This window comes from Pseudoalteromonas sp. NZS71, assembly GCF_015864715.1.
GTDB classification, from domain to species: Bacteria; Pseudomonadota; Gammaproteobacteria; order Enterobacterales; family Alteromonadaceae; genus Pseudoalteromonas; species Pseudoalteromonas arctica.
The window spans coordinates 66,677-92,018 of sequence record NZ_JADYWS010000010.1; the positions used below are offsets into that span (position 1 = coordinate 66,677).

Below are 25,342 nucleotides of genomic sequence, written 5' to 3' on the forward strand. Positions count from 1 at the left end.
GTTCCGGTCTATTATTTTGGGCTTATATTTTGCGTATTTAATTTATACTTAAATACGCATTTAAAGCATTTGTATAATGCCCAGAGCAATGGCAATATTACGACTTAATATAATGATGTTGGTCATATTAAGCGCATGTATAGAGTGGGTAAATAATTATTAACTTAGAGAAATTATATTGTTCTTAGCAATTTATACCAGTTGCATTAAATAAGTGATCTATTATAGCGCTAAGAAAATAGCACAATAACAAGGCAAAAATTATGACATGTAGTTGTTCTATATGAATAATTTTTAACGCAGTGAGTGCGCTATTTAATGCGATAGAATGATCATATTTTCAATAAAATTGGTATTAATCTTGAGTCTAAGTAATTAGCCCCCATAACCTTATGATTAAGCCACGTGGCCCGAGGAAAGATTTTTTGACAACACATGATTTAGCTAACGCACTTGAAGCGTTATCAGTAAATGAGCACCAACATGCAGTTAAAGGCATTAAACGTGGCATAGAGCGAGAGTCGCTAAGAATACAAGATAATGGTGTTATATCACCTCAAGGTCACCCAAAAGGTGTGGGCAGTGCGTTAACTAACGGCCATATTACAACTGATTTTTCTGAGTCTTTACTTGAATTTATTACTCCAGTTAGTGAATCGTCAACGCAAACGCTTAAGCAATTAAAAGACCTTCAAAAGTTCACTCTAGAAAAAATGGGCGATGAACTACTTTGGCCCATTAGTATGCCGTGTTTTATTGAGCACCAAGACGATATAGTGCTAGCTCAATTTGGTAGTTCAAATACTGGTCAAATGAAAACACTATACCGTGAAGGATTAAAAAATCGCTACGGTAGTATGATGCAAGCAATTGCGGGTGTTCACTTTAATATTTCATTCCCAGATACGCTTTGGCAGTCACTTCATTCGTTACAACAAAGTAATGCAAGCCTTCAAGATTTTATTTCAGAAGGTTACTTATCCCTTATTCGTAACTTTAAACGCGAACTATGGCTAATAAGTTACATGTTTGGCGCATCGCCAGCATTGTGTAACTCATTTTTGCAAGGTCGAAAAACCGACTTACCATTTAAAAAACTAGGTAAAGGCACGCTTTACTTAGAAGTTGGTACAGCACTGCGTTTAGGTAATTTAGGTTATACAAATAGCGCTCAGTCGTCACTACGCGTAATGTATAACTCGTTAGATGAATATGTAGCGGGCCTTAAAAAAGCAATCAACACACCATCAGAAATTTATGGTGATCTTGATGACTACAAGAGTGAAAACCCTAAGCAGTTAAATAAAAATATTCTGCAGATTGAAAACGAATTTTACTCGCCAATTCGTCCTAAGCGTAATGCGAAAAGTGGCGAAACGCCAACGGATGCATTGCTTCGAGCAGGTATTGAATACGTAGAAATTCGCGCATTAGACGTTAACCCGTTTAGCGAAGTTGGTATTGATATTGAGCAAATTCACTTTTTAGATGTGTTTTTAACGTATTGTTTATTAAAAGATTCAGCTCCAATGGATTGGAAAGAACAAGCACGTAGTACTGAAAATCTCGACACAGTAGTAAACCAAGGTCGAGAAGAAGGGCTAATGCTTAACTTTAATAACACACAGCGTAGCCTTCAGTCGTGGGGCGATGAAATATTTACCCAGCTTACTGATGTCGCTAAATGGATGGATAATGCTTATGGTGTTAACTATTACTCAGATACTATAAAGCGCATGGCAACGTGGATACATAATCCAGAGCTTACTTACTCTGGACGTTACGTGTCACAATTGAAAGAGTCTGGTTTAGACAACGGCCACTTTGCACTAGCATTGGCTAGTAAATATAAGCAAAGCCACGCAGACACTGACTACAGCGAGTTTTTAAAGCCTTGGCTGGAACAACAAGTTGTAGAGTCTAACGAAGCACAAGCTGCAATTGAGCAAGCAGATACCCAGTCATTTACCGCGTTTTTAGATGCGTATTTTGACGGTAAATAACCTTGGTATTTAGCAAAATTTAAGCAAAAAAACGCAGCCTAAGTTGGCTGCGTAAATATATTCAGGGATGAATTAATGCTGTACTGCTGCATTCATTGAGTCAGACCCACACTTTTTAAAAAAGTTCTGTGAGATCTTAGAAAAATGAAAAAAAATGCAATTATCCTATCTCTCGCCATTACTTTAGCCGGTTGTGCTACAGCGCCTCCAAAGCAACCTAACGATTTATGTAAAATTTTTGAAGAAAAGCCAGATTGGTATTTCGACGCAAAAGATGCACAAGAAAAATGGGGTTCTCCCAAGCATGTACTCATGAGTATGATGTACCAAGAAAGCTCATTTAAGCATGATGCCGCTCCGCCTATGGAGTACTTCTTATGGATAATTCCTACCGGTCGCGCAAGTGATGCCTATGGTTACTCGCAAGCTAAAACACCAACATGGTCTGATTATATTCGTGAAACAGGCAACAACGGTGCTGATAGAGACGACTTTGACGATGCAATCGACTTTATGGCGTGGTTTGTTTATAAAACCCATAAAGTAAATAAAATATCTAAATGGGATGCTTACGCACAATACCTTAATTATCATGAAGGCTGGGGTGGTTATAAGCGTGGCACGTACAAAAAGAAAAAGTGGCTAATGGGTGTTGCGAACAAAGTTAAGCACAGAGCGAGCCGCTATGGCGCTCAATTAAAACACTGCGAAGAAGAGCTTGATAAAGGTTGGTTTGAACGTCTTATATTTGGCTAGATAGTTATTAATGGATATAAAAAAGGAGCCAATTGGCTCCTTTTTTATTTAGCGAGAACGCTTATTCGGCAGTATCTTCACTTGTTTTATCATATTTTCTTTTACTTCGAGTACTTCAATAGGATATCCCGCGATACGCAAACTAATATTTGCATCAGGAATATTCTCCAAGTATTCAACAATTAAACCACTCAAAGTTTTAGGTCCATCGAGCGGGAAATCCCAACCCATTTCTTTATTTAAATCGCGTACGTTAGCGCCGCCATCCACAATACATGAGCCATCAGTTTGTGTTTCTACTTCTTCGCTCGGCGTACGAGTTTGCGTAGTTGTAAAATCGCCAACAACTTCTTCTAAAATATCTTCTAGGGTCACTAGGCCTTGGATGTCGCCATACTCATCTACCACTAAGCCTATGCGTTCTTTAGATTGCTGAAACTTTAATAGCTGAGTATTTAGTGATGTTCCTTCAGGGATAAAGTAAATTTCACGTACAGCTCGTAGCAAAGATGGTTTATCAAATTGCTCTTTTGTAAGTAAACGAAGCGCATCACGTGAGTGAATAAAACCTACTGCATCATCTATATTATCGCGATACAACAACACACGAGTATGTTGTGCATGGGTAAGCTGGCGACTAATTAGTTTCCAATCGTCATTTATATCAATGGCCACAATTTCGTTTCGTGGGATCATAATATCTTCAACGGTTACTTGTTCTAAATCTAAAATTGAAGTCAGCATACTTTGATGACGAGCAGGAATAAGTGCGCCTGACTCATTGAGTACTGTTTTTAATTCTTCTTTACTCATGCTGTGTTCGTCGATTTGAGCAGCACTAATACCAAATAACCGCAGTATACCGTTTGTCATCCAGTTAATAACCACGACAAAAGGAAACATTATTTTAAGTAGCCCTTTTAAAATAATAGAGCTTGGAAAGGCAACTTTTTCAGGATAAAGAGCAGCAAGGGTTTTAGGGGTTACTTCAGCAAATATAAGCACGACTAAAGTTAACACACCTGTAGCTATTGCAATACCGAGGTCACCATAAAGACGAATACCTATAATGGTTGCAACTTGGGCTGCTGCAATATTAACAAGGTTATTACCGATTAAGATTAAACCGATGAGCCTATCTGGACGGCTAAGTAATTTACTGACTCGTTTAGCTGCACGATGATCCTCTTTAGCGAGGTGTCGCAGGCGTATACGATTGATTGACATAATTCCGGTTTCTGAACCAGAAAAATAAGCAGAAAAAAGCACCAAAAAACCTAAAATGATAAATAGGGTACTTGTCGATATGTCGTCCAACGATGGATCCTTTTCTTATAAATCAATGCGTATTAAGCTAGAGTGAGCAAGCAGAGTCAAGTTAAAACTTATTTAGTATCACTTCTTGTATGAAACGGCTGCCAAAATAAGCGAGTGTGAGGACAAATGCAGCGACCATGATTGTAATAACCACCGGTTTACCGCGCCAACCCTTTTTCATATGCCCGATAGCTACAACGGTAAAAATAGCCCACGCAACTAACGATAATATTGTTTTATGAATGAACTCTTTAGCGAACATTCCATCAAGAAATACAAACCCTGAAAGTAATGCAAATGTGAGTAATATAGTGCCTAAATTAAGAAGTTGGTAAAGCTGGCGCTCCACAACCATTAAAGGCGGAAGATGGCTATGCACAATTGCTAAATCTTTACGTTTTAAACGTTTATCAATAAAGTAAAACTGTACACCATATAAAGTGGCGATAATTAAAATACAGTAGGCTAACAAAGATAAAGAGATGTGCGTTACTAAACCCACCTCAATATTAATACTTTGCAATAAAATATGATGAGGAATAAATAAACTGGCAATGGTTAGTAAGGCACCAAAACCATAAACAACGGGCAACAATAAAGTTGCAGGGAATTTTAGCGAGACAGCCGTCACCGAGACCACAATCACCCAGCACGTCAAAAGAGCGACGTTTACGATACTTAAATCTTGACCGTCGGCTCTAAAAACAGAGTTAACTAATAGCAGCATGTGCGCCACTATAGCAACCGTGCTTAAAATAACGGTTACTTTTTGGCTAGGGCCTTGTTGATGAAACAGCCGTGAAAGCACGTGAGACGTTGCTAACACATAAAATAAACTGGCAATAATAGTTAAACTAATAATCAGCATTGTGCTTGGGCCACTTAATTTGAGACAAAATAATCCTTGTTGTTATACAGCCATTGTATTTTATAGCAAAGCAAATGCATAGACCTTAAAAAAAGAAACTCATCAAGGTGCACTTGAACACTATATTGTAAGACGCCATATACGGTATACTACTTTTAATTGAAACTTAATAAGTCAATCTAGGTTAATTGAAAAATCAAATTAATCATAAATATAAATGGATTGATATAAACGTCTTATCGGAACCGTTACATGTTTGAGAACCTCCAAGAACGATTAGGTAAAACCTTAAAAAATATCAGTGGCCGTGGCCGTCTGACGGAAGACAACATAAAAGACACACTTCGCGAAGTGCGTATGGCATTTTTAGAAGCCGATGTGGCATTGCCTGTTGTTCGCGACTTTGTAAAACAAGTTAAAGAACGCGCAGTTGGGGTTGAAGTTACAAAAAGCTTAAGCCCAGGCCAAGTATTTATAAAAATAGTGCGTGAAGAACTAGAAAAAGCAATGGGCGAGGCTAATGAAGAGCTAAGTCTAAATGCGCAACCGCCAGCCGTTGTAATGGTAGCGGGTCTACAAGGTGCGGGTAAAACCACCAGTGTAGCTAAGCTTGCTAAGTTTTTAAAAGAGCGAAAAAAGAAATCAGTACTTGTAGTAAGTGCCGATGTTTATCGCCCTGCGGCTATTAAACAGCTAGAAACGCTTGCAGCAGAAGTTGATGTTGATTTCTTCCCAAGTGATATTTCGCAAAAGCCAGTTGATATTGCAACCGCTGCAATTTCTCATGCTAAAAAGAAATTTATAGATGTAGTACTTGTTGATACTGCAGGTCGTCTACATGTTGATAGCAACATGATGGATGAAATTAAAGATCTTCACAAAGCAATCAATCCAATTGAAACCTTGTTCGTTGTTGATGCAATGACAGGTCAAGATGCGGCGAATACAGCTAAAGCATTCGACGAAGCATTACCACTTACCGGTGTTATATTAACAAAAACTGATGGTGATGCGCGTGGTGGTGCTGCTTTATCTATTCGTCACATCACTGGCAAGCCTATTAAGTTTATGGGTGTGGGTGAGCGCACTGACGCACTTGAACCTTTCCACCCAGACCGTATAGCGTCGCGTATTTTAGGCATGGGTGACGTACTTTCATTAATCGAAGAAGTCGAGATGAAAGTAGATAAAGAGCAAGCTGCTAGAGTTGCTGAAAAAGTATTTAAAGGCGCAGGTTTTACTCTTGATGATTTTGCTGACCAATTAAAGCAAATGAAAAGCATGGGTGGCATGATGTCAATGCTTGATAAGCTCCCTGGTATGTCTAACTTACCAGATGCTGTTAAAGGTCAAATGGGTGATAAAACATTTATTCAAATGGAAGCTATTATTAGCTCTATGACTAAAAAAGAGCGTGCACGCCCAGAAATCATTAAAGGTTCGCGTAAAAAACGCATAGCAGCTGGCTCTGGTACACAAGTACAAGAGATTAATAAGTTGCTTAAGCAGTTTACGCAAATGCAAAAAATGATGAAAAAAATGAAAGGTAAAGGCGGTATGACTAAAATGATGCGCGGTATGAAAGGCATGTTACCACCTGGAATGATGGGCGGCGGCGGTCCTAAATTTTAAAAAGTACCATTAAGTTACTTTTTAAAATAATAGCGAATCATATTTAAAGGAGCAAATAGCTCCTTTTTTGTTGAATAAATTATGCATGTAATACACCTTTAACTCTTATTTGTCGTTGAGATCACGGTTTAACCTACTAAACTGCCTTTTTGGTTCACTTCTTACTTGCGTTATTGCCAAAAACTCGTACAATTCCCCAGCTCCCCATTCTGGGGAGTAAATCTTATTAATGAAAACAGTCAATCTTTATAGAGGACGGTATGGTAACTATTCGTTTGCAACGTGGTGGCGCTAAAAAACGCCCTTTCTATCAAATTGTGGTTGCGGATAGCCGTTTCTCGCGTGACGGTCGCTTCATCGAGAAAGTAGGCTTTTTTAACCCAATTGCTTCAGGTCAAGAAGAAAAAATTCGTTTAGATTTACCACGTGTTGAACACTGGGTAGGTCAGGGCGCATCTCTTTCAGATCGCGTAGCTAAGTTAGTAAAAGACGCTCGTAAAGCGGCTTAATAGGCGTAAGTGTAACCATGAGTCAAGAGAACACCTCATCAATAATTGTCGTAGGAAAGCTCGGTGCCCCATATGGTATAAAGGGCTGGCTTAAGGTACATTCATTTACTGATGATCCCGTAGGGATCTTCGATTTCAGCCCGTGGTTGATAGGGCAGCAAGGTAAATGGCAGTCCTTAGAAGTGGTCGACTGGCGTCGCCACAACAAAGGCTTTATCGCTAAATTTGCGCAGGTAAACGACCGAGACGAAGCAATGGCTTATACCCATGCTGAAATCTCAATGGATGCAGCGCATTTACCAGAACTCCCGCAAGGTGAGTTCTATTGGCGAGATCTCATTGGCATGTCTGTTGTAACCGATAAAGGTTATAGCTTAGGCATTGTTGATGACCTGATGGAGACAGGATCAAATGACGTACTGGTTGTTAAAGCAAACAGTAAAGACGCATTTGGTCAAGCTGAGCGTTTGATTCCTTTTTTAACTGATTCAGTTATTAAAGAAGTTAAATACGATGCAAGAGAAATTACCGTAGACTGGGATCCTGGTTTTTAATGACGCAAACTAGTTCATTATGGGTAGGGGTGATAAGCCTTTTTCCAGACATGTTTGACGCTATTACAGACCAAGGTGTTACCGGTCGCGCAGTAAAAAATGGCTTAATTGATTTTAACTGCTGGAATCCGCGAGACTACGCTTTAGATAAGCATAGAACCGTAGATGACCGTCCTTACGGGGGCGGACCTGGTATGTTAATGATGGTTGAGCCATTAAAAAAAGCGATTGCCGAAGCTAAAAAAGCAGCTGGTGATGGTGCTAAAGTAATTTATATGTCCCCGCAAGGGCGCAAACTTGATCAGCAAGGTGCTAGCGAACTCGCTAACTCTAAAAAACTGATTTTGATTGCCGGTCGCTATGAAGGTATAGATGAGAGAATAATAGAATCATATGTTGACGAAGAATGGTCAATTGGTGATTTTATTTTGAGTGGTGGTGAACTACCTGCCATGACATTAATTGACGCAGTAGCGCGATTAGTGCCAGGTGTGTTAGGTCATAACCAGTCAGCAGAACAAGATTCGTTTTCGGATGGCTTGTTAGATTGTCCACACTATACACGACCAGAAACATTGGACGACAAACAGGTTCCTGCTGTATTACTCAGTGGTAACCACCAAGAGATAGCAAAATGGCGGCTTATGCAGTCATTAGGCAGAACTTGGTTACGACGTCCTGACTTGTTGCATAACCTAGCTCTGACTGAGGAGCAAGCGGTATTACTCGCGAAATTTCAGCAAGAGTACCAAAAAGCTTGTGGCTAGAAGACAGTTACACCTAGGAAAGTGAGAAACATAATGGCAAAAGTAAACCAAAATATTATTAAAGCGCTTGAAGATGAGCAGCTTAAAACAGACGTACCTGCATTTGGCCCTGGTGATACAGTGGTTGTACAGGTAAAAGTAAAAGAAGGTGCTAAAGAGCGTCTACAGGCCTTTGAAGGTGTTGTAATCGCTAAGCGTAATCGTGGTCTTCACTCAGCATTCACAGTTCGTAAAATCTCGAACGGTGAAGGCGTTGAGCGTGTATTCCAAACGCACAGCCCTCTTATTGATAGCGTAACAGTTAAGCGTCGCGGTGCAGTTCGCCGTGCTAAGCTTTACTATCTACGTGAGCGTTCTGGTAAATCTGCACGTATTAGAGAAAAACTTAACTAATACGCGCTGTTTATCAACGCAAAAAAACGGGTTGCATCCTTCGGGTTGCAACCCGTTTTGGTTTTAGAATATTATTTCTCAATTCTCAATTCTCAATTCTCAATTCCTCATTAGTAAAATTTCCGCTTTAGCCTTTTCTCAGTTAGCTGATCCTGTTAGTATTTATCGTATTGATTAGTTTACTTTTATGTAAATTTATATTTACGTTATTTGGTTTTTTAAGGTGGGACGAACGTGGCTGACATAAGTGATTTAGCACAGCTAAGAGAAGGTATAGATGAATGCGATGCACAACTTGTTGCCTTACTCGCTAAACGTAATGGTATTACGCAAAAAATTGGTGAGATAAAACAACAAACAGGCGCACCTTTACATGCACCTGCCCGTGAAGCAGAGCTATTAGCGGCAAGACGACAAGAAGCAATAAATCAAAATGTAAGCCCAGATCTCGTTGAAGATATACTTAGACGCATGATGCGAGAAGCCTATCAAAACCAACAAGCAAAACTTGCATGCGCAGCGCCAGAGCTTTCGCCAATTGTAATTGTGGGTGGTCAAGGCGCCATGGGCCAGTTATTTGCACAGCAGTTTATTCGCTCAGGTTACGAAGTTAAAATTTTAGATAAAGATCAGCAAAACGATGCGAAAAGTATTTTAAAAGGTGCCAAGCTGGTAATGATTAGCGTACCTATTAATGCATTGGACGTTGTCGTTGCTAAGTTACCTAAACTAGATGATGACTGTTTACTTGTAGATATTACATCGGTAAAGCAATCGCCTATTAAAGCACTAAAAGCTGCGCATAGTGGCCCTGTGGTTGGTTTACATCCTATGTTTGGGCCTGATATATCACACTGGGTAAAACAAACAGTCGTTGTATGTGAAGGACGAGAGCACCAAGCGGCAAAAGGCTTGCTACAACAGTTACAAGTATGGGGTTGTCAGCTTGTTGAGCTTGATGCTAAAAAGCATGATGAAGCAATGCAAATTATTCAGGTAATGCGCCATTTAACGACATTTGTGTACGGACAATTTCTAGCAAAACAAAGTCATACACTAGAAGAATTACGTAGCTGCTCGTCACCTATATATCAATTAGAACTGATGATGGTAGGGCGTTTATTTGCACAGTCGCCTGAGCTGTACTCAGATATTATGCTAGCACAATTCGATGATGTAGAAACCTTACTTGCACAGTACCAAGATACCTTTGCAAGTACATTAGCAAAATTAAAAGCGGGAGATAAAGCCGCGCTTATTGATTCTTTTGCTGAGGCGAAAGTTTACTTTTCTGACTCGACAGAACACTTTTTAACGCAAAGCCGAAGCTTATTAAATAAAGCGAATGATTCAAAAGTTTTAGATTAATATTTGTTATACCGTTTGCTTAAGTGGGGATTTAATTCGTTAAATTGCTAAAATATTTATGCAGACTGGTACTAGTTAACGAAAAAGGGCCGATATCGGCCCTTTTTGATTTGTAAAATTGCTTATTAAGTATTAACGCTTACTGCCTGTAGTGACTCGCTTTGGTAGCATCCTAAAATACGTACATATTGGGTGTGCTCTTTAAGTTCTTCTAGCGCTTCTTTTACTTGGCTTTCAGCTAAGTTTGCTTCTAGGTCAACATAAAAAACTTCTTCCCACGGATTGCCCGGAGTAGGGCGAGATTCAAGTTTTACTAAATTAATCTTATGCTGCTTAAAAATCATTAACGCATCGGCTAGTGAGCCCGCTTGTTGTTTTGTCGACATGATCAAACTAGTTTTAGTTGGAATTTGGTTAGACACTTGTAGAGGCTTACGTGCAACAACAATAAAGCGGCTATGGTTTTCGCTTTGATTAGCTAGGTTTGATTTAATAACCTCAAGCCCTACGTTTTTCCCCGCTTGTGCAGAGCCAATTGCAGCACTGTATGGAGTGTTCAGAGCTGATTGTAGCGCGCTTGATGTTGAGTCACATGTTTCGTGTTGTAAATCACCTAAGCCCTGTAAAAAACGGCTGCACTGCGCAAATGGTTGTGGGTGTGCAAATATTTTTGTTAGTTGACTAAGTTCAGTATCAGGGTTGGCGAGTAAGCAATGCTCTACACTGTGAGTTACTTCTCCAACAATAGACACTTGCGCGTGCTGTAATAAGTCAAACACCTCGTTAATACTGCCAGAGCTTGTGTTTTCAATGGGTAATAAGCCAAAATCAGCTTGTCCGTTTTCTACTTTACCTGTTATTTCGTCAAACGATGTACAGCCAATTTCAACTAATTTCCCCGGGCGGCGGCTAAAATATTTATGGCACGCTAGTTGACTATAAGAACCCTGACCACCTAAGTAAGTTACACGGTGTGTTTCACTAAGGGCATCTGGATTCAGGTTTTTTTGTAGCATTGCTTGTTGGTGTAAAACTGAGTCTTCCAAAATAGTTTGAAAAACATTATTCACGTAGTAAGCATCCAAACCTAGTGATTTACCATAACCAATCAGTTTCTCTAAAAGTGCGAGTTCACGTGCTTCATCGCGAATTGGCTTGTTGTTAGCAATTTTATACTCAACCACACCGTGGCTAATACGACGACGTTTAGCTAATAACACGAGTAAATCGGAGTCTATCTCATTTATATCGTGTCTTAGTGCATTTAATACATCATTTGTCATTTTGGTATCCTCATTCCAAAAGTAGGCTGTTATTACACAGCAAAAACAAAAAAGCCTCCCGGTTGGGAGGCTTTACTATTCGATTGATTTTATCTCACAAACAGGGAAGCCTCTTCTATATAAAGAAGCTAAAAAACGAAAAAAAAGTGCGAGAGATAAATATGTTCATGCAGTTAATGTATGGAGAGTTGCTACCAATGTCAATAAAGATCTAAATAAGCTTGGAGTACTATTTATTTCACTATATTAGTTTTTATAGAAAGTTTACAAATAATTTATAAATATGAATCCGGATCTGGTATATTTCGTTAACTGGTTCAAATAATAACAATTATTAATAATTAAGGTTGACCCGTGGTTTACAGACGCCCTCCATCGCGTTTTGGATTGAATTCTTTAAGTGTAAAACTATCGCTACTCATATCCGCTATTTGCTTAATAGCTGGGGTATGTGCGGCTGCCTTAATGCTTAAATCTGAAGAGAAACAACTCGTTTTTGAAGAACACGAAGTTTTAAAAAGCTCGACAGATTTATTAGTAAAGCAATTTAATGAGCGCATTAAAACAAAAGTAAATATTGCTCAGCAAGCTAATAACGTAGTAACACAACAACTTTTTCAACCCAATTCACCAATTAATTTAAGCAATAAATCACAGTTACAATTTAATAGTGACGGTACGATTCGAAGTGCCTCGGCTGATGGTTTATCAGCAGCATTTTTACCACAGCAAAATTACTCTCCTTTTTATAAACGCCTATTTAATGATTCTGAGATGCTGTGGCGTATAATTTCTCCTACACTGGTACACGACTTTTTTAACTTTTATCTAATAACAGATGATGATTTTATTCGTGTTTCTCCTCCAAATTGGGCATTAAACGCACCTGCCGACTTTAGAGCAACGAATGGCTCAACTTATAAATCGATTAAAAGTACGCTTGAAACAGTAAGAGAGCCTGCATGGTCAAAAGTCTATTACGATACAGTATGGCGCAAATGGGTTATTAGCTTACTAGTGCCTGTTTATGTCGATAATGAGTTTTTAGGTGTGACGGGGAGCGATATTTCCCTCAACAAACTTATTTCGTTTTTACCTGTTGGTGATAAAGAAAAACACCTACTTGTGTTTGATAGTAAAGGGCAATTGTTAGCACACCCAGATTTAAATCCGACCTTACTAGCTGACTATGGTAGTGATAATAAAGCACTCGCTACTAACGAATTTGTAAACCCAGCGCTGCAGTCGATTATTGACGATGTAATTGCGGTGAAGTTACCTGAATACGCAAATTCGTTTGAAAAAAATGACGAAGCTCATATTATCAATATTCGTAAGATTGATGACTTAGATTGGTACATAGGGGTATATAAAAAGCGTTCATCGACGTTATCTGCATTACAAGATTTAAAACTGAAGTTTTTTGGTCTCTTTATTTTATACGCAATATTAGTTGCCTTATTGCTGCATCAAGCGCTTTATCAACTAGTCCTTCGCCGTTTACATACTTTGGTTTATGCAGTTACAAGTTTTGGCAAAGGTCAATTAACTACAGAATTCCCACCAGAAAACAAAGATGAAATTGGCACGCTTAATGGCTCATTTAGAGACATGACGGTAGAAATTCGCAAACTTATCGATGGCTTAAACCAGAGAATTACAGAAAAAGAAATTGCTGAAAAAGCAGCTAACCGTTTATCTAAAGCGGTAGCATTCTCGGGCACAGGCGTTGTGATCACCGATGAGAAATTTGTAATTGAATACGTAAATCCAAAAATGCTCGAAATGACAGGCTACCCAGAAAGTCATTTTAATAGAGCACCATTACTTAATATTATTGCCTCAGAAATGTCTATTTTAGTTGAAGATATAGACATAGATTTACGCAGCCGTAATTACTGGCGCGGTGATACATTAATTCAAGGCTTGAATAAAGAGCCAATTTGGGTATCTTTAAGTGTTTCGCCAATTCGTGAAGAGGGCGGTGAAATAACCAGCTATGTAGCATCTGCACAAGACATTTCGTTTGTCAAAGAAAGCCAGCGTAAAATGGAGCAGCTTGCTTACTTTGACACCCTTACTGGTCTTGCCAACAGAACGTTTTTTAGAATGCAATTACGTAAATCAATGGCATTAGCAGAACGCGGGCATTATGCATTTGCTTTGTTTTACTTTGATTTAGACGAATTTAAACGTATTAACGATACATTAGGTCACGATGCTGGCGATCAATTATTAATTGAAGTGGCAAACAGACTTAAAAAACGTTTACGAGCCGAGGACACCATAGCGCGCTTAGGTGGTGATGAATTTGCAGTGTTGCTCAGTGGTATAGAAAGCCAAGCTCACGCGACTGATGTTGCCAATACAATTCAAAAAACACTGAATGTGCCTATAAAACTAGGTAGTAATGAAGTTATTGTGAGCGCTAGTATTGGTATTACAATGGCTCCGTACGATAGCCTAGAAGAAGATCAGTTATTAAAACATGCTGACTTAGCAATGTATGAAGCAAAAGCAAAAGGGCGTAATACATTCCATTTTTATAGCCAAGAATTGAACGCAGCCGCTAATGAGCGTTTATTTATTGAAAATGAGCTACGTATAGGTCTAAAAGAAAAACAGTTTGTAGTTTACTACCAACCTCAAGTTGATAGTCGTACTCATCAGGTCATTGGCTATGAAGCGTTATTAAGATGGTTCCACCCAACTGAAGGCGCAATCCCTCCAGATAAATTTATTCCTATTGCAGAAGCGACAGGCCTTATAGTTGAATTAGGCGAATGGGTGCTTCAAGAGTCTTGTGATTTTGCCGTAAGATTAACAAAGCAAGGCTTAGAAAATAATATATCGATAAACTTATCGGCTCGCCAGTTCAAAGACTCAAGCTTAGTCTCAACACTGAGTAAAATGATAATTAGAACGGGTGTTTCGGCTAAGCGCCTTCACTTAGAGCTGACTGAAAGTATGCTAATGGGAAATGTAGAAGCTGCAATTACACAACTCCACGAGCTTAAAGCCTTAGGTATATCTATCTCTATTGATGATTTTGGTACTGGCTATTCGTCACTCAGTTACTTAAAACGATTCCCGGTTGATATATTGAAAATTGACCGTTCATTTGTAAAAGATATCCCTGAGGATACAAATGATATGGAAATCACTGCCGCTATTATTGCCATGGCGCAAAAGTTAAAGCTAGACGTGGTCGCAGAAGGGGTTGAGACAATAGAGCAGATGCAGTTTTTACAAAATAATAATTGCTTCATTGTACAAGGCTATTATTTTAGTAAACCAATTGCTGAGCACGAACTGCCAAAATTGTATGAAAGGTTAAATGAACTCTCGAATAGCGAAGTAAGTAGTTAATAAAATTGCGGGTTAACCACCCGCAATTTTAACTTTAAATTTTAACGCTTCTAAAATGGCTTTTAGTTTATCGCGGTCATCACCTTGTACTTCAATAATGCCTTCTTTTACTGCGCCGCCTTGGCCCATTTTGCTTTTTATAGTTTTAGCTAACTTTTTTAAATCATGATCTTTTGGATCAATGCCTACAACTAACATTACGCCTTTGCCTTTACGTCCTTTTGTTTGACGCTCAATGCGAATAAAACCATCTTTAAAAAGCTTAGCTTCTAACTCTTTTTCTGGTTTTGGCTGGTCAATGCGACCCGTACTTGTTGAATATACTAAGTGACTATCACTCATACCTTACCTTTATGGATAAAAATTAATTAAATATTGGCGTAAATGATAGCAAATTTGAAGTTGTGTGTTTTTCTTTTTGCTAAATACTTTTAACAGGTTATATTTAGTTCAAAGGAAATATTATTGGAGTTTAATATGAGTTTAACTAAGAATGAATCAGTCGATGGCACTACATTAACAATACAAATCAAAGGTAAATTTGACTTTAATTTAGTGCAATCTTTTCGCCAAGCTTATGCCCAAATGAGCGAAAAAACAGTAAAGGTTATTATTGATTTAAGAGAGACTGACTACATGGATAGCTCAGCACTTGGCATGTTACTTAACATGAAAAAAACCATTGATAGCCAAGTGAAAACTATTGAAATAAGCAATTGCCAACCTCAGCTTAGAAAAATTCTACAAATTTCACGTTTTGATAAAAAGTTTGATATTAGCTAATGATACATGTGTTAATTGTAGATGATCAGGCGCTCAATCGCATTTTACTAAGTAAAATGCTTGAGCAAGAGGGTTATAAAATATCAGTGGCTTATAACGGGCTAGATGCGCTTAATGTACTTAAAGGAGAGCAAATAGACGTTGTTTTACTCGATGTTTTAATGCCTGTAATGGATGGTTTTGAAGCCGCTGAAAAAATAAAGCAGCAATATAGTGAAGTTTACTTACCAATTATTTTTATAACCTCCTTAGACGATCAAGCAAGTTTTGAGCACTGCCTCGAGGTAGGCGGTGATGACTTTATTCATAAACCATTTGAAAAAGTTATTTTGCATGCAAAAATTAAAGCACATATTCGCACCAGAGAGCTGAGTAAAAAAGCAAACCAGCAAAAAAAATTGCTTGAATATCATCACAATCAAATTGAACGTGAACACGAAATAATTGAGCATATTTTTAATAACTCATTAGAAAACCAAGGTAAGTTTAAAGAGTATTTAGATTTTAATTTATCACCTGCCTCTATGTTTAATGGCGATATGTTTTTAGTAGCGCAAAGTCCAATCGGTAATTTGTATTGCATGCTGGGAGATTTTACGGGGCACGGCCTTGCAGCCGCTATTGGTGCATTACCAACTTCTCGTGTGTTTTATACTATGGTACAAAAAGGCATGGCGGTTAACGATATTGCCAGCGAGCTAAATACACTACTGTACAACCTCCTACCTGGGCATATGTTTTGTGCTGCAACCATTATAGAGCTTAGTGCATCAGGTAAAAGTGTTTCTGCATGGATGGGCGGCCTGCCAGATGCGTACCTAATAGATAAAGACGGTAATGTAAAACAAACATTAGAATCGCAGCATATGGCGCTGGGGATTTTAGATGAACAAGAATTTGAATATGAAGTTATCCATTTTGAAACAAATAGTAATACACGCCTAGTATTAGCAACCGACGGTATTATAGAAACGGCAAACAAAGAGGATATATTTTTTGGGGAAGAGCGATTTTTACAAACCTTAAAAAATAAATCGATGATTAGTAGTGAAGACATAGTTGCTAATGTTACTAAGTTTGCTGATGGTACGAAACAGCAAGACGATTTAAGCATTGTTTTACTAAACTGCTTGCCTTTAATTCCTGTGGAACAAGAGCGAGAAGCATTTTCTACTTTAGCTTTTAATTTGTCTTTGAGCTTAAACTCAGAGCAAATAAAAAAAACAGACCCCGTTTACGACGTCGTTAATATTTTAAGCAGTGTGGAGGGGTTAAATACCCATCGCTCTAATATATTTTTACTGTTGTCTGAGGCTTACAACAATGCGCTTGATCATGGTGTATTAGGACTTAACTCAGAAATTAAAAAACAAGAGGACGGCTTTTTTCGATATTACGAGTTGAGAGAGGCTGCCCTTGCTAAACTTACAGATGCCATGATTATTATTGATATGCGCTATTGCCCCGACACGCTCAGTTTATATTTTATTATTTGTGATTCAGGTCGAGGGTTTAGTAGTAAGCACGATGAGTTGGCAAAGGCTAATAACGAATTTGGCAGAGGGGTGTCTTTATTAGAAGAAATAGCCGAAAAAGTCACTTATAACGCCAGTGGTAACCAAGTTGAAATGTGCTACAAGTTGAGCTAGCTCTGTAAAAATATCCATGCTATTATTCTCGAAACTTTAGATGTATGGATGGCCAAATGATTTCTTCTTACTTAAAACAAGCACAACTTAGTGCTAATCCAGCTTTGATTTCAACAGAGCTTGAAAAGCTTGATCTACATTTAGCAAACACTGCTTTGCCTGATGTGTGTTGGGAGTATCAAATACCTGAGCTTGGCGAGGGCGGTGCATGTAGTTTATTTGGTTACTTACAAGATGAGCCATTCAAATTAACTGACTATATTAAAAATGATGAGCAAACACAGTTTAAGCTGGCTACTTTACAAAGTATTGTAAGCTACATTGAGCAGCAAACGGGCGTTGATTGGTATGGTATTTATCAATCAACTAATACCCCTGAAGGTAATCAACTATTAAAATTGGCTTATCATGGTGCGCCTAGTCGTCCGTTGTTTCCTTTAACGCAAGCATTTGCGGCTGGCAGTAACAACGTACAGGTTGCGCTATCCCACGAGGGCCGCATTATTAATAACGTTGAGGCGTATTTATCACAAGGTGGTGAATACTACACATGTGATCCTAAAGTTAAATCAGAAACCTGCCTACCTTTATTTAATACACAAAATGAATGCGTTGGTATTGTAGATTCAGAAGCCTTTAAAAATGATTTTTTTGATGAAAAGACGCTTGCCGTTTTAATTGCATGTTGTATTAAAATTCCTCACTTTCTAGTGTAAATAACGCTAGTCAATATGATGTGCTTTTATGTTAAGCTTAGCTTAACAGCTAACCCCTAAATAACGATAAGAGATAGCCAATGTTCTCAGTATTAAAACCATTACCAACAGATCCTATTCTTGGCCTTATGGCGGCCTATAAACAAGATACAAACCCTAATAAAATTGATTTAGGTGTAGGTGTCTACAAAGATGAGCAAGGCAATACACCGGTTCTTAAAGCGGTTAAAAAGGCTGAAGCGTTTCGTCTTGAAAACGAAATGAGCAAATCTTACATTGGTTTAGCGGGTAATTTAGATTACTGCCAAAAAATGGAGCAGTTACTATTAGGTGAGCATCAAGTATTACTAGCTAACCGCGTACGTACCGCGCAAGCTCCTGGTGGTACGGGTGCACTTCGTGTTGCAGCTGAATTTATTAAGCGTTGTAATACAGACGCGACTGTTTGGGTAACTAACCCAACATGGGCTAACCATATTAGCTTGTTTGAAGCTGCAGGCTTAACAGTAAAAGAATACCCATATTACGATTACGAAAATAAAGATTTATTGTTTGATGAAATGATCAACACACTTAAACAAGTGCCTAAAGGTGATGTGGTTTTACTGCATGCATGTTGTCATAACCCAAGCGGTATGGATTTAAACGAAACACAGTGGAACACGGTTGCCGAACTGGCAAAAGAAGTTGGCTTTACACCACTTGTTGATATTGCATACCAAGGCTTTGGTGCTTCACTTGAAGACGATGCACGTGGCTTACGTATTTTAGCCGATGCAGTAGAAGAGCTAATTATTTGTTCTTCATGTTCTAAAAACTTTGGCTTATACCGCGAGCGTATTGGTGCATGTTCACTAATTGCAAAAGACAGCGCAACAGCAGATATTTCAAACTCTGTAATGCTAAGCGTTGTACGTAGTATTTACTCAATGCCGCCAGCGCATGGTGCTGACATTGTTAATACTATTTTAAGCAGTACAGAGCTTACACAATTGTGGCACTCTGAGCTTGATGAAATGCGTAGTCGTATAAATGGCTTACGTAGCTTAATTAAAGAAAGCTTAGCAACTAAAGATATTGCTCAAGACTTCTCATTTATTGAACGCCAAAACGGTATGTTTTCTTTCTTAGGTATTAATAAAGAGCAAATTGCTCGCCTACAAAAAGAATACGGCATTTACATAGTTGGCTCTAGCCGCGTAAATGTTGCAGGTGTTAGTCATTCAAATATTGAATACTTTTCAAATGCTGTAGCTGACGTTTGTAAATAAACGCAGTTAATATAAAAAACCGCACATCATTACTAATGATGTGCGGTTTTTTATTATCTAAATTTAAACAATTAGCAGCAACCTTTAACCGATAGCAGGAATAAGCCCCGCCATTTGCATAAACTGCGCAGCAATAATAGTTATGCCACATATAGCTGCTATACCAAGCCCAACATTCCCACTTTTAACTTGGTAGCCTGTTTTATTTGATGTTGTACGCTGTTTATAAACCATTGCTACAGGCAAAAATATTGCCAGTACAACAAGTGCTATTGCTGCGTACCCTAAGGCCATAATAAAGCCTTGAGGATAAAACAATGCAAAGCCAAGCGGCGGAATAAACGTAATTAAAGCCGTTTTAATTCGGTCCGTTTTATTGTCACCCTTTTTAAATGCATCAGCAAAAAAATCAAATAACCCTAAACTCACCCCTAAAAATGATGTCGCAAGTGCTAAATCAGCAAATAACTTAACGGCCGTTGCCACACTTGGGTTATGCGCAATACTTGCCACGCTAGATACAAACCCATTAAGACCTTGGCTGTTGAGTAAATCAGCTTGGCTCATAATACCTTGGCTAAGTAGTTGCCAAAAAATATAAATAACTAAAGGTAGGGCGGCTCCAGCAATCATTACTTTGCGCAGTACTTTTATTTCAACACCAACATATTTAACAATAGAGGGGATAGAGCCATGAAAGCCAAACGAAGTAAATATAACCGGTATAGCTGAAAGGATTAATCCTTGCTCTACAGGCATCTCTAATAAGTGCTTACCCTGCACATAAGGGGTAAGCATGTAAAACAAACTAGCTAATACAATAATTTTTATTGTAAATAACACTCTGTTTAGTTTATCTACCTTGCTAGTGCCTAGCGTTACCACACTTGCAATAATAACAGCAAGAATCACAGAGCCAAACTGTGGGGCTATATTTACATCAAAGCCTATATTTATACGCGCTTGAAGTTGTGCACCACCACCTGCAATATAAGCAGCGCATAAAGCGTAAAATAAAAAAACCATCGAAAAATTCGCAATATATTGTCCGCGCTTTCCAAGCCATAATTTAGCCAATGTATTTAACGTTGCATCGCGTGGTGCATATTGGTGTAGCTCTAACATGAGTAGTGCGGTATAGGTCATTAGTAACCAGCTAGCAATTATTAATACAAGTGCAGTACTAAACCCAAGCCCGGCAGATGCAATTGGCAATGCCAACATACCCGCACCAATAGTGGTGCCTGCAACAATTAACATGCTTCCAGTTGTTTTATTTTTAAGCACTTAATTACCTTAATTATTATTAATATTGATGCACCATATAACTAGTTGCTCAAATCTCAAATAGTTTTGTAATAAAAGAGCAGTATTAAAATGTAACTTACAATTTACAACTGTATTTATTAAGGACTTTAGTGTTTAAAAAGTACTAAAACACGGTAGTGAGCGTATAATTTATTCTTTGTTTTATTGATTCATATAAAGCGTAGGGATGGCACGTGCCAGTTAAAGTATCGTATTTTTTAATGGTTCTTATATGGTCTACTACACCACTGGGTATAGTGTGGAGTAGTGAAACTGTATCGCCAACACTTGCTGTGTTAATGCGGATGCTGGTGGGACTATTCTTAGGTGGCTTAATTGTTGCTATTACAAATATTAGAGTGCCTTGGAGCAAAAATGCATGCTTACTTTATTTTTATTCGAGTATAGGTATTTTTGGCGGTATGTTGTTGAGCTATATGGCAGCTAAAACAGTCCCTTCTGGTATTATTTCGCTTATGTTTGGCCTTGCACCTATTTTGTCGGGGTTGCTTGCTCAGCAATTATTAAATGAACCTAAATTTAGCCCGATTAAATTAGTTGCGTTAGCGTGCGCCTTAATTGGCTTATATTTTGTTAGTTATAACCAAGTACAAAACTCGCAAACTCAAGGGCTTGGGTTGCTTTATGTGTTTATGGCTGTCTGCTTTTTTAGTTTAAGTGGTGTGATGATCAAGCGTGTACAGATTGCGATTCACCCTATGGCAACAACATTTGGTGCCTTAGTTTTTGTAACCCCACTCTTTTTTATTGCTTGGTGGTTATTAGATGGTGAGTTGCATATACAAAACTGGAGTGCAAAATCATTGTGGGCTATTGGTTATCTAGGAATATTTGGATCTTTAGTAGGGGCTTTGGCGTATTTTCATGTGCTGCAAAACCTAAATGCAAGCACGGTATCACTTACTACACTTATAACTCCTAGCTTTGCGTTAGGTTTGGGAGCTTGGCTAAATAATGAGTCATTAAGCCAAGAACTAATAATTGGTGCGGTTATTATTTTAATTAGTCTAGGTTTTTTCCAATTTGGTGATAAGTTTTTAAAGCGAAAGAAAGTAAACACAAATTAGCTTTACTACATTTTTTCAATTTAGTGATAAGTTTTAAAGCGAAAGAAAGTAAGCGCAAATTAGCTTTACTACATTTTTTCAATTTGAATAATTAAACGACGGTTTTTGTCTCGGCTTAAAATGTTATCGTTATTATCAACAAAGCGTTTTTCGCCTAAACCGGTGGTTTGTACTTTTGTTTCATCAACACCCAAGCTCACCATATAATCTTTTATAGTTTTGGCGCGCTTGCGCGATAAATCTAAGTTATTCCAGCGTCCGCCATAACTATCGGTGTATGAGTCAATACTAATGGACTCTATGCTTGCATCATTTTTTAAATACTCAGCAATCTTATCAAGACGTTGTTGCGAGGATTTAGTTAATTTACTGCTGTTAGATTGATAGTTCATTACAGTAAACGAAATATCTTCAAAGCTGTAAGGGAGTAGCTCATCACGGCATTGTAAAAAAGCCCAGTAAGCTTGTTTAAAGTTTACGCTCGATATACCAACGGCAATTTTATCGGCACTGTTTTGCCAGTCTTGATAATAAAAAGTAGGGTAGTAGCCTTTTTCAAGCTCGGTAAGCATTTCCCATGCGGTTTTATTGCCTAGCTCGCCATCAAACTTTTTAAGTAATTTCATATTTGCAATATCACGAGCGGGCAATCCTGCACGCCATGTAGGTGGCACTGCTTTTAAACCTGCAATTGCGTAGTTATCTGGGCGTACAACCATATCTAAATTAAATGTTAAGTTTTTATTTTTACTTGCTGAAGCTTTAAATATAGCTTCACCGTAATAAGGAACCTCATGATTTAATTGGCATTGTAAGCGCGTTGTTTTAACGACTTCCCAGTTGGAGTTGTCTTGGGTTGCTGTGTATTGGCGCATAGCAGCTTGCGAGTGAGTACTGCAAAGCACTGCACTTATACTAAGGCTAATAAATAACAACTTATACTTCATGGTGCTCTCCAGCTATCCGGGAATGCCAATAATTTGGCAAATTAACGACTGCAATGATTAGTTTGTTCTCTATATAACTAACTTATAAGTTAAAGCAAGTTATGTGCCTACAATTTTAAAGCAATAAATACTTAAATCCCCTAGCCTAGGGGGCATCAATTTTGACATAATAGTCAGCTTACACGTATAAACAAAGAAGACTATGGCAAATACTGAGCAAACACCTTTCGCAAAACGCTTTCGTGGATTTTTTCCTGTTGTTATTGATGTTGAAACTGCAGGTTTTAACAAAGAAACAGATGCCTTGTTAGAAATAGCAGCCTCTGTTTTAAAAATGGATGACGAAGGACTGCTCAGCATAGATCATACTGTTCATTTTCATGTTCAGCCATTCGAAGGCGCTAATATAGAACAAGCAGCCATCGACTTTAACGGTATAGACCCGTTTTCACCATTACGTGGCGCAGTACCTGAAGATGAAGTCATTAAAGAAATATGTAAAGTAGTACGCAAAGCGCAAAAGGCTGCTGGGTGCCAACGCTCAGTTATTGTGGCGCATAATGCCGCATTCGATCATGGCTTTTTAAATGCAGCAATAGAGCGTAATAACATTAAGCGTACGCCATTTCACCCGTTCGTAAGCTTTGATACAACATCTTTAGCGGGTTTAGCGTTAGGGCAAACTGTATTAGCAAAAGCATGTAGAGCGGCTGGTATAGAGTTTGATAACAGCCAAGCGCACTCAGCACTTTACGACACAGAACGTACAGCCGAGCTTTATTGTTTAATAGTAAACCGCTGGCAGCAATTAGGTGGTTGGCCATTAGCGCCACTAGATGACGCTGATGCTGATGCTGAAGTTGAAACAAAAAATGACGAAGAAACTAAAACGTCTGAGTAATTTTACCCTCAGTTAGCTTAACTAGGTGGGGCGGGTAAATACGCGAAAATTGTTTAGAATCTTTCGCTATTTTAAGCTCCACACCAGGGTGCATTAATTCATTTACTTTTAAACGACTACTGGCAAGTAATTGCACTATTTTTTGCTTAATAAGTAGTTTTTGACGATGAATATGCGCAGAGCGTATTTTTATATGCTTTTCATTTTCAGTTATCTTATTCATGAATTGCTGACGCTGAGCAGCCCCCGCAATTTTACTCGCTTTTTCACGAGCCTGTTGTAAAGCGGTTACTTTAGTCGCAAGTACTTTTTCAAAATCGGTTATTTGTGTTTGCTTTTGGCGAAGCTCAAACCAGAGCTGCGCTAAAAATACGCGTGTTTTAGTACCGGCTGGCGCGCCTAGCTCACCCGTTTCAATGCGCATAGCATCTAAAATATTACCGCCAATAATTTTACCTCGCGGATCATTTGCTTTGCCTACACGTATTAATCGCCTAGCACTTAAATCACAATGTAGAGCTTGGCGTTCAATAAATAAATCTTGTTCGGATTTAATGTTGCAGTACTGGGCATAACCAATCGAAATAGTTCGCTGAGCGGTTATACAGCACGTAAATGCTTCCTCGCCTTCACGTTTTCGGCCAATTGCGCCAAGCATAATGGTTACCGCACTTTTACTTTCAACAGTTCCTGATTCCACAAAACCAAGTACCGTAATATCACCGTTGGCTTTTACACGCATGCCGTCTTTAATATCGCCAGTAATAATTACGCTACCATCAAAATCAACATGGCCTGTACTTACATCTACGTTATCAAAGCATAAAACATCATCTACACGCATACCACGGGGTAGGGCAACGGGCACACCTTTGCAGTCGGCAATAAGCATATTAGGATTATTAGGATCTACTTTTGTACCTTCGAAAGGCTGGAGTTGGTGATCTTTACCTGGTTTTGCACTAATTGAATCGCCAAATACCGTATAGCCTTCTTCTCCAGGGGTCGCTGCAATACGCTGCATTAAGGGAGTGCCAGGTTTTACGGTGATAATAGCGCCAAGGTTTTTCATATCAACCTTACCGCCTTCTTTAGCTTGTGGGCTGAGTACTCGGTCTTGAGCTGTTGAGCATAAACGCACAAATTTAGCATCGCTGCCTTCTTTTGGATTGCGCCCATGTGCAATTATGGCACTGTAAGAGCTTCCTGCTGGTTGCTCAAACTGCTGGCCTAAAAAGGTATCAAGCGCACGAGGACTTATTCCTTTTTTAACACCTGCATCAGCAAGTGCTTTTTGCGCGCCTTCCATAGACAAAAGTGCGCCACCTTTAGCGGTAGTTAATGTTGCTTCTGCGACCATGTTTTTTTCATCAATATTAATGACAAGCGACGCATCTACAGCTCTAGCAACGACAAGCGATACTTCCTGATAATTTTTAGTTGGCGCAAAAAGCTTTCCAATATTGGCAATGACACCTTCGTACTCACTAAACTCAGATTGCTCTAGCATTTGCGTTAACTGAGTACTTGTAACAGGAAAACCACTATCAATAGGGTGACTTTCTAAAGAGACAAACCCTGTACTTTTATCAAATGAAAAAACCGACATTTATTAATTCCCTACTCTATGCCTGTTATTATTTTTATTTTTTACAACTAAAGGTTTAGAAATAGCAAAAACCTTAACTCCTCATTTGAACACAGGTTAAACACATTGTTAAGTAAATGTTTATATAGGCTTGCATAAACTAAATTTTGGTTACTTAACACGCGATTGGCACATACAATTAAAATAAAGCGTTACTAGGCCTTGAGTATCAGTACTTTACTCAGTTATACTGTTTGCACGCTCTGAATTGA

22 protein-coding genes and 1 other annotated feature are annotated in these 25,342 nt (G+C 38.5%); of the genes, 15 read left to right on the top strand and 7 right to left on the bottom strand.

Going from position 1 to position 25,342, the window contains the following annotated elements:
• Positions 1 to 425: 425 nt before the first annotated feature.
• Together gshA and I6E85_RS08515 are read left to right on the top strand one after the other, a co-directional pair.
• On the top strand, positions 426 to 2,003 hold the full coding sequence (gshA, locus tag I6E85_RS08510) for a glutamate--cysteine ligase (protein WP_024589412.1): 1,578 nt from the start codon (positions 426 to 428) through the stop codon (positions 2,001 to 2,003).
• 144 nt (positions 2,004 to 2,147) lie between these two features.
• Positions 2,148 to 2,759: a transglycosylase SLT domain-containing protein gene (locus I6E85_RS08515; RefSeq protein WP_010554629.1), complete on the top strand. Its 612-nt coding sequence runs from the start codon at positions 2,148 to 2,150 to the stop codon at positions 2,757 to 2,759.
• A gap of 48 nt (positions 2,760 to 2,807) precedes the next feature.
• Here the strand turns inward: I6E85_RS08515 and I6E85_RS08520 are convergent, their stop codons facing one another.
• Together I6E85_RS08520 and I6E85_RS08525 are read right to left on the bottom strand one after the other, a co-directional pair.
• Positions 2,808 to 4,076 carry an HlyC/CorC family transporter gene (locus tag I6E85_RS08520; protein ID WP_007581396.1) on the bottom strand — a complete coding sequence of 423 codons (1,269 nt, stop codon included), beginning with the start codon at positions 4,074 to 4,076 and terminating at the stop codon, positions 2,808 to 2,810.
• A 61-nt stretch (positions 4,077 to 4,137) separates the two neighbouring features.
• Complete coding sequence (locus I6E85_RS08525) at positions 4,138 to 4,944, bottom strand: inner membrane protein YpjD (RefSeq protein WP_024589411.1); 807 nt, start codon at positions 4,942 to 4,944, stop codon at positions 4,138 to 4,140.
• A gap of 252 nt (positions 4,945 to 5,196) precedes the next feature.
• Between I6E85_RS08525 and ffh the strand changes: the two genes are divergently transcribed.
• The 6 genes from ffh (at position 5,197) to tyrA (ending at position 10,167) form a co-directional block, all read left to right on the top strand.
• Positions 5,197 to 6,576, top strand: a complete 1,380-nt coding sequence (gene ffh, locus I6E85_RS08530; RefSeq protein WP_007581399.1) for a signal recognition particle protein — start codon at positions 5,197 to 5,199, stop codon at positions 6,574 to 6,576.
• A 260-nt stretch (positions 6,577 to 6,836) separates the two neighbouring features.
• Positions 6,837 to 7,085 carry a 30S ribosomal protein S16 gene (gene rpsP / locus I6E85_RS08535; RefSeq protein ID WP_002962192.1) on the top strand — a complete coding sequence of 83 codons (249 nt, stop codon included), beginning with the start codon at positions 6,837 to 6,839 and terminating at the stop codon, positions 7,083 to 7,085.
• A 17-nt stretch (positions 7,086 to 7,102) separates the two neighbouring features.
• On the top strand, positions 7,103 to 7,639 hold the full coding sequence (gene rimM / locus I6E85_RS08540) for a ribosome maturation factor RimM (protein ID WP_010554631.1): 537 nt from the start codon (positions 7,103 to 7,105) through the stop codon (positions 7,637 to 7,639).
• Entirely contained in the window at positions 7,639 to 8,406 is a 768-nt protein-coding gene (gene trmD / locus I6E85_RS08545) for a tRNA (guanosine(37)-N1)-methyltransferase TrmD (RefSeq protein WP_007581405.1), read from the top strand. Before rimM ends, trmD begins: the two co-directional genes overlap by 1 nt.
• A gap of 33 nt (positions 8,407 to 8,439) precedes the next feature.
• Positions 8,440 to 8,799 carry a 50S ribosomal protein L19 gene (gene rplS / locus I6E85_RS08550; RefSeq protein WP_007581406.1) on the top strand — a complete coding sequence of 120 codons (360 nt, stop codon included), beginning with the start codon at positions 8,440 to 8,442 and terminating at the stop codon, positions 8,797 to 8,799.
• A 234-nt stretch (positions 8,800 to 9,033) separates the two neighbouring features.
• A complete protein-coding gene (gene tyrA, locus I6E85_RS08555) occupies positions 9,034 to 10,167 on the top strand; it encodes a bifunctional chorismate mutase/prephenate dehydrogenase (protein WP_101164063.1) in 1,134 nt (377 codons plus the stop codon).
• 125 nt (positions 10,168 to 10,292) lie between these two features.
• On the opposite strand, the gene I6E85_RS08560 is transcribed toward tyrA, so the two are convergent.
• Positions 10,293 to 11,450, bottom strand: a complete 1,158-nt coding sequence (locus I6E85_RS08560) for a chorismate mutase (RefSeq protein WP_007581410.1) — start codon at positions 11,448 to 11,450, stop codon at positions 10,293 to 10,295.
• Between the two features lie 44 nt (positions 11,451 to 11,494).
• Positions 11,495 to 11,612 (bottom strand) — a sequence feature (Phe leader region).
• 192 nt (positions 11,613 to 11,804) lie between these two features.
• Here I6E85_RS08560 and I6E85_RS08565 point away from each other — a divergent pair.
• Positions 11,805 to 14,819, top strand: a complete 3,015-nt coding sequence (locus tag I6E85_RS08565) for an EAL domain-containing protein (protein WP_024589409.1) — start codon at positions 11,805 to 11,807, stop codon at positions 14,817 to 14,819.
• Between the two features lie 12 nt (positions 14,820 to 14,831).
• Here the strand turns inward: I6E85_RS08565 and I6E85_RS08570 are convergent, their stop codons facing one another.
• Entirely contained in the window at positions 14,832 to 15,161 is a 330-nt protein-coding gene (locus I6E85_RS08570; RefSeq protein WP_007581414.1) for a translation initiation factor, read from the bottom strand.
• 135 nt (positions 15,162 to 15,296) lie between these two features.
• Between I6E85_RS08570 and I6E85_RS08575 the strand changes: the two genes are divergently transcribed.
• From I6E85_RS08575 to I6E85_RS08590, 4 genes are all read left to right on the top strand, one after another.
• A complete protein-coding gene (locus tag I6E85_RS08575; RefSeq protein WP_002962948.1) occupies positions 15,297 to 15,602 on the top strand; it encodes an STAS domain-containing protein in 306 nt (101 codons plus the stop codon).
• Positions 15,602 to 17,251 carry a SpoIIE family protein phosphatase gene (locus I6E85_RS08580; protein WP_024589408.1) on the top strand — a complete coding sequence of 550 codons (1,650 nt, stop codon included), beginning with the start codon at positions 15,602 to 15,604 and terminating at the stop codon, positions 17,249 to 17,251. Before I6E85_RS08575 ends, I6E85_RS08580 begins: the two co-directional genes overlap by 1 nt.
• A 56-nt stretch (positions 17,252 to 17,307) precedes the next feature.
• Positions 17,308 to 17,967: a GAF domain-containing protein gene (locus I6E85_RS08585; RefSeq protein ID WP_197236839.1), complete on the top strand. Its 660-nt coding sequence runs from the start codon at positions 17,308 to 17,310 to the stop codon at positions 17,965 to 17,967.
• Between the two features lie 80 nt (positions 17,968 to 18,047).
• Positions 18,048 to 19,238 carry an amino acid aminotransferase gene (locus I6E85_RS08590; protein WP_024593589.1) on the top strand — a complete coding sequence of 397 codons (1,191 nt, stop codon included), beginning with the start codon at positions 18,048 to 18,050 and terminating at the stop codon, positions 19,236 to 19,238.
• A gap of 84 nt (positions 19,239 to 19,322) precedes the next feature.
• On the opposite strand, the gene I6E85_RS08595 is transcribed toward I6E85_RS08590, so the two are convergent.
• The gene (locus tag I6E85_RS08595) at positions 19,323 to 20,525 is read right to left on the bottom strand and encodes an aromatic amino acid transport family protein (protein ID WP_197236840.1); all 1,203 of its coding nucleotides are present in this window, start codon (positions 20,523 to 20,525) and stop codon (positions 19,323 to 19,325) included.
• A 215-nt stretch (positions 20,526 to 20,740) separates the two neighbouring features.
• On the opposite strand from I6E85_RS08595, the gene I6E85_RS08600 reads away from it, so the two are divergent.
• A complete protein-coding gene (locus I6E85_RS08600) occupies positions 20,741 to 21,634 on the top strand; it encodes a DMT family transporter (RefSeq protein ID WP_197236841.1) in 894 nt (297 codons plus the stop codon).
• Positions 21,635 to 21,702: 68 nt separating this feature from the next.
• Here I6E85_RS08600 and I6E85_RS08605 read toward each other — a convergent pair whose 3' ends face one another.
• A complete protein-coding gene (locus tag I6E85_RS08605; protein ID WP_024589405.1) occupies positions 21,703 to 22,581 on the bottom strand; it encodes an OmpA family protein in 879 nt (292 codons plus the stop codon).
• Between the two features lie 202 nt (positions 22,582 to 22,783).
• Here I6E85_RS08605 and rnt point away from each other — a divergent pair, with 202 nt between their 5' ends.
• Positions 22,784 to 23,482 (top strand): ribonuclease T, encoded by a 699-nt coding sequence (rnt, locus tag I6E85_RS08610; RefSeq protein WP_121954295.1) that lies wholly within the window; start codon positions 22,784 to 22,786, stop codon positions 23,480 to 23,482.
• On the opposite strand, the gene I6E85_RS08615 is transcribed toward rnt, so the two are convergent.
• Entirely contained in the window at positions 23,466 to 25,091 is a 1,626-nt protein-coding gene (locus tag I6E85_RS08615) for a DUF342 domain-containing protein (RefSeq protein WP_197236842.1), read from the bottom strand. The genes rnt and I6E85_RS08615 overlap by 17 nt on opposite strands.
• Positions 25,092 to 25,342: the final 251 nt, after the last annotated feature.

Bases quoted from the DNA above. Each gene is read 5' to 3' on its own strand.
- I6E85_RS08585 (WP_197236839.1), top strand. From the start codon at position 17,308: ATGATTTCTTCTTACTTAAAACAAGCACAACTTAGTGCTAATCCAGCT.
- I6E85_RS08615 (WP_197236842.1), bottom strand. From the start codon at position 25,091: ATGTCGGTTTTTTCATTTGATAAAAGTACAGGGTTTGTCTCTTTAGAA.
- ffh (WP_007581399.1), top strand. From the start codon at position 5,197: ATGTTTGAGAACCTCCAAGAACGATTAGGTAAAACCTTAAAAAATATC.
- I6E85_RS08580 (WP_024589408.1), top strand. From the start codon at position 15,602: ATGATACATGTGTTAATTGTAGATGATCAGGCGCTCAATCGCATTTTA.
- I6E85_RS08525 (WP_024589411.1), bottom strand. From the start codon at position 4,944: ATGCTGATTATTAGTTTAACTATTATTGCCAGTTTATTTTATGTGTTA.
- I6E85_RS08560 (WP_007581410.1), bottom strand. From the start codon at position 11,450: ATGACAAATGATGTATTAAATGCACTAAGACACGATATAAATGAGATA.
- trmD (WP_007581405.1), top strand. From the start codon at position 7,639: ATGACGCAAACTAGTTCATTATGGGTAGGGGTGATAAGCCTTTTTCCA.
- rimM (WP_010554631.1), top strand. From the start codon at position 7,103: ATGAGTCAAGAGAACACCTCATCAATAATTGTCGTAGGAAAGCTCGGT.
- I6E85_RS08570 (WP_007581414.1), bottom strand. From the start codon at position 15,161: ATGAGTGATAGTCACTTAGTATATTCAACAAGTACGGGTCGCATTGAC.
- I6E85_RS08605 (WP_024589405.1), bottom strand. From the start codon at position 22,581: ATGAAGTATAAGTTGTTATTTATTAGCCTTAGTATAAGTGCAGTGCTT.
- I6E85_RS08590 (WP_024593589.1), top strand. From the start codon at position 18,048: ATGTTCTCAGTATTAAAACCATTACCAACAGATCCTATTCTTGGCCTT.
- rpsP (WP_002962192.1), top strand. From the start codon at position 6,837: ATGGTAACTATTCGTTTGCAACGTGGTGGCGCTAAAAAACGCCCTTTC.
- rplS (WP_007581406.1), top strand. From the start codon at position 8,440: ATGGCAAAAGTAAACCAAAATATTATTAAAGCGCTTGAAGATGAGCAG.
- rnt (WP_121954295.1), top strand. From the start codon at position 22,784: ATGGCAAATACTGAGCAAACACCTTTCGCAAAACGCTTTCGTGGATTT.
- I6E85_RS08575 (WP_002962948.1), top strand. From the start codon at position 15,297: ATGAGTTTAACTAAGAATGAATCAGTCGATGGCACTACATTAACAATA.
- I6E85_RS08515 (WP_010554629.1), top strand. From the start codon at position 2,148: ATGAAAAAAAATGCAATTATCCTATCTCTCGCCATTACTTTAGCCGGT.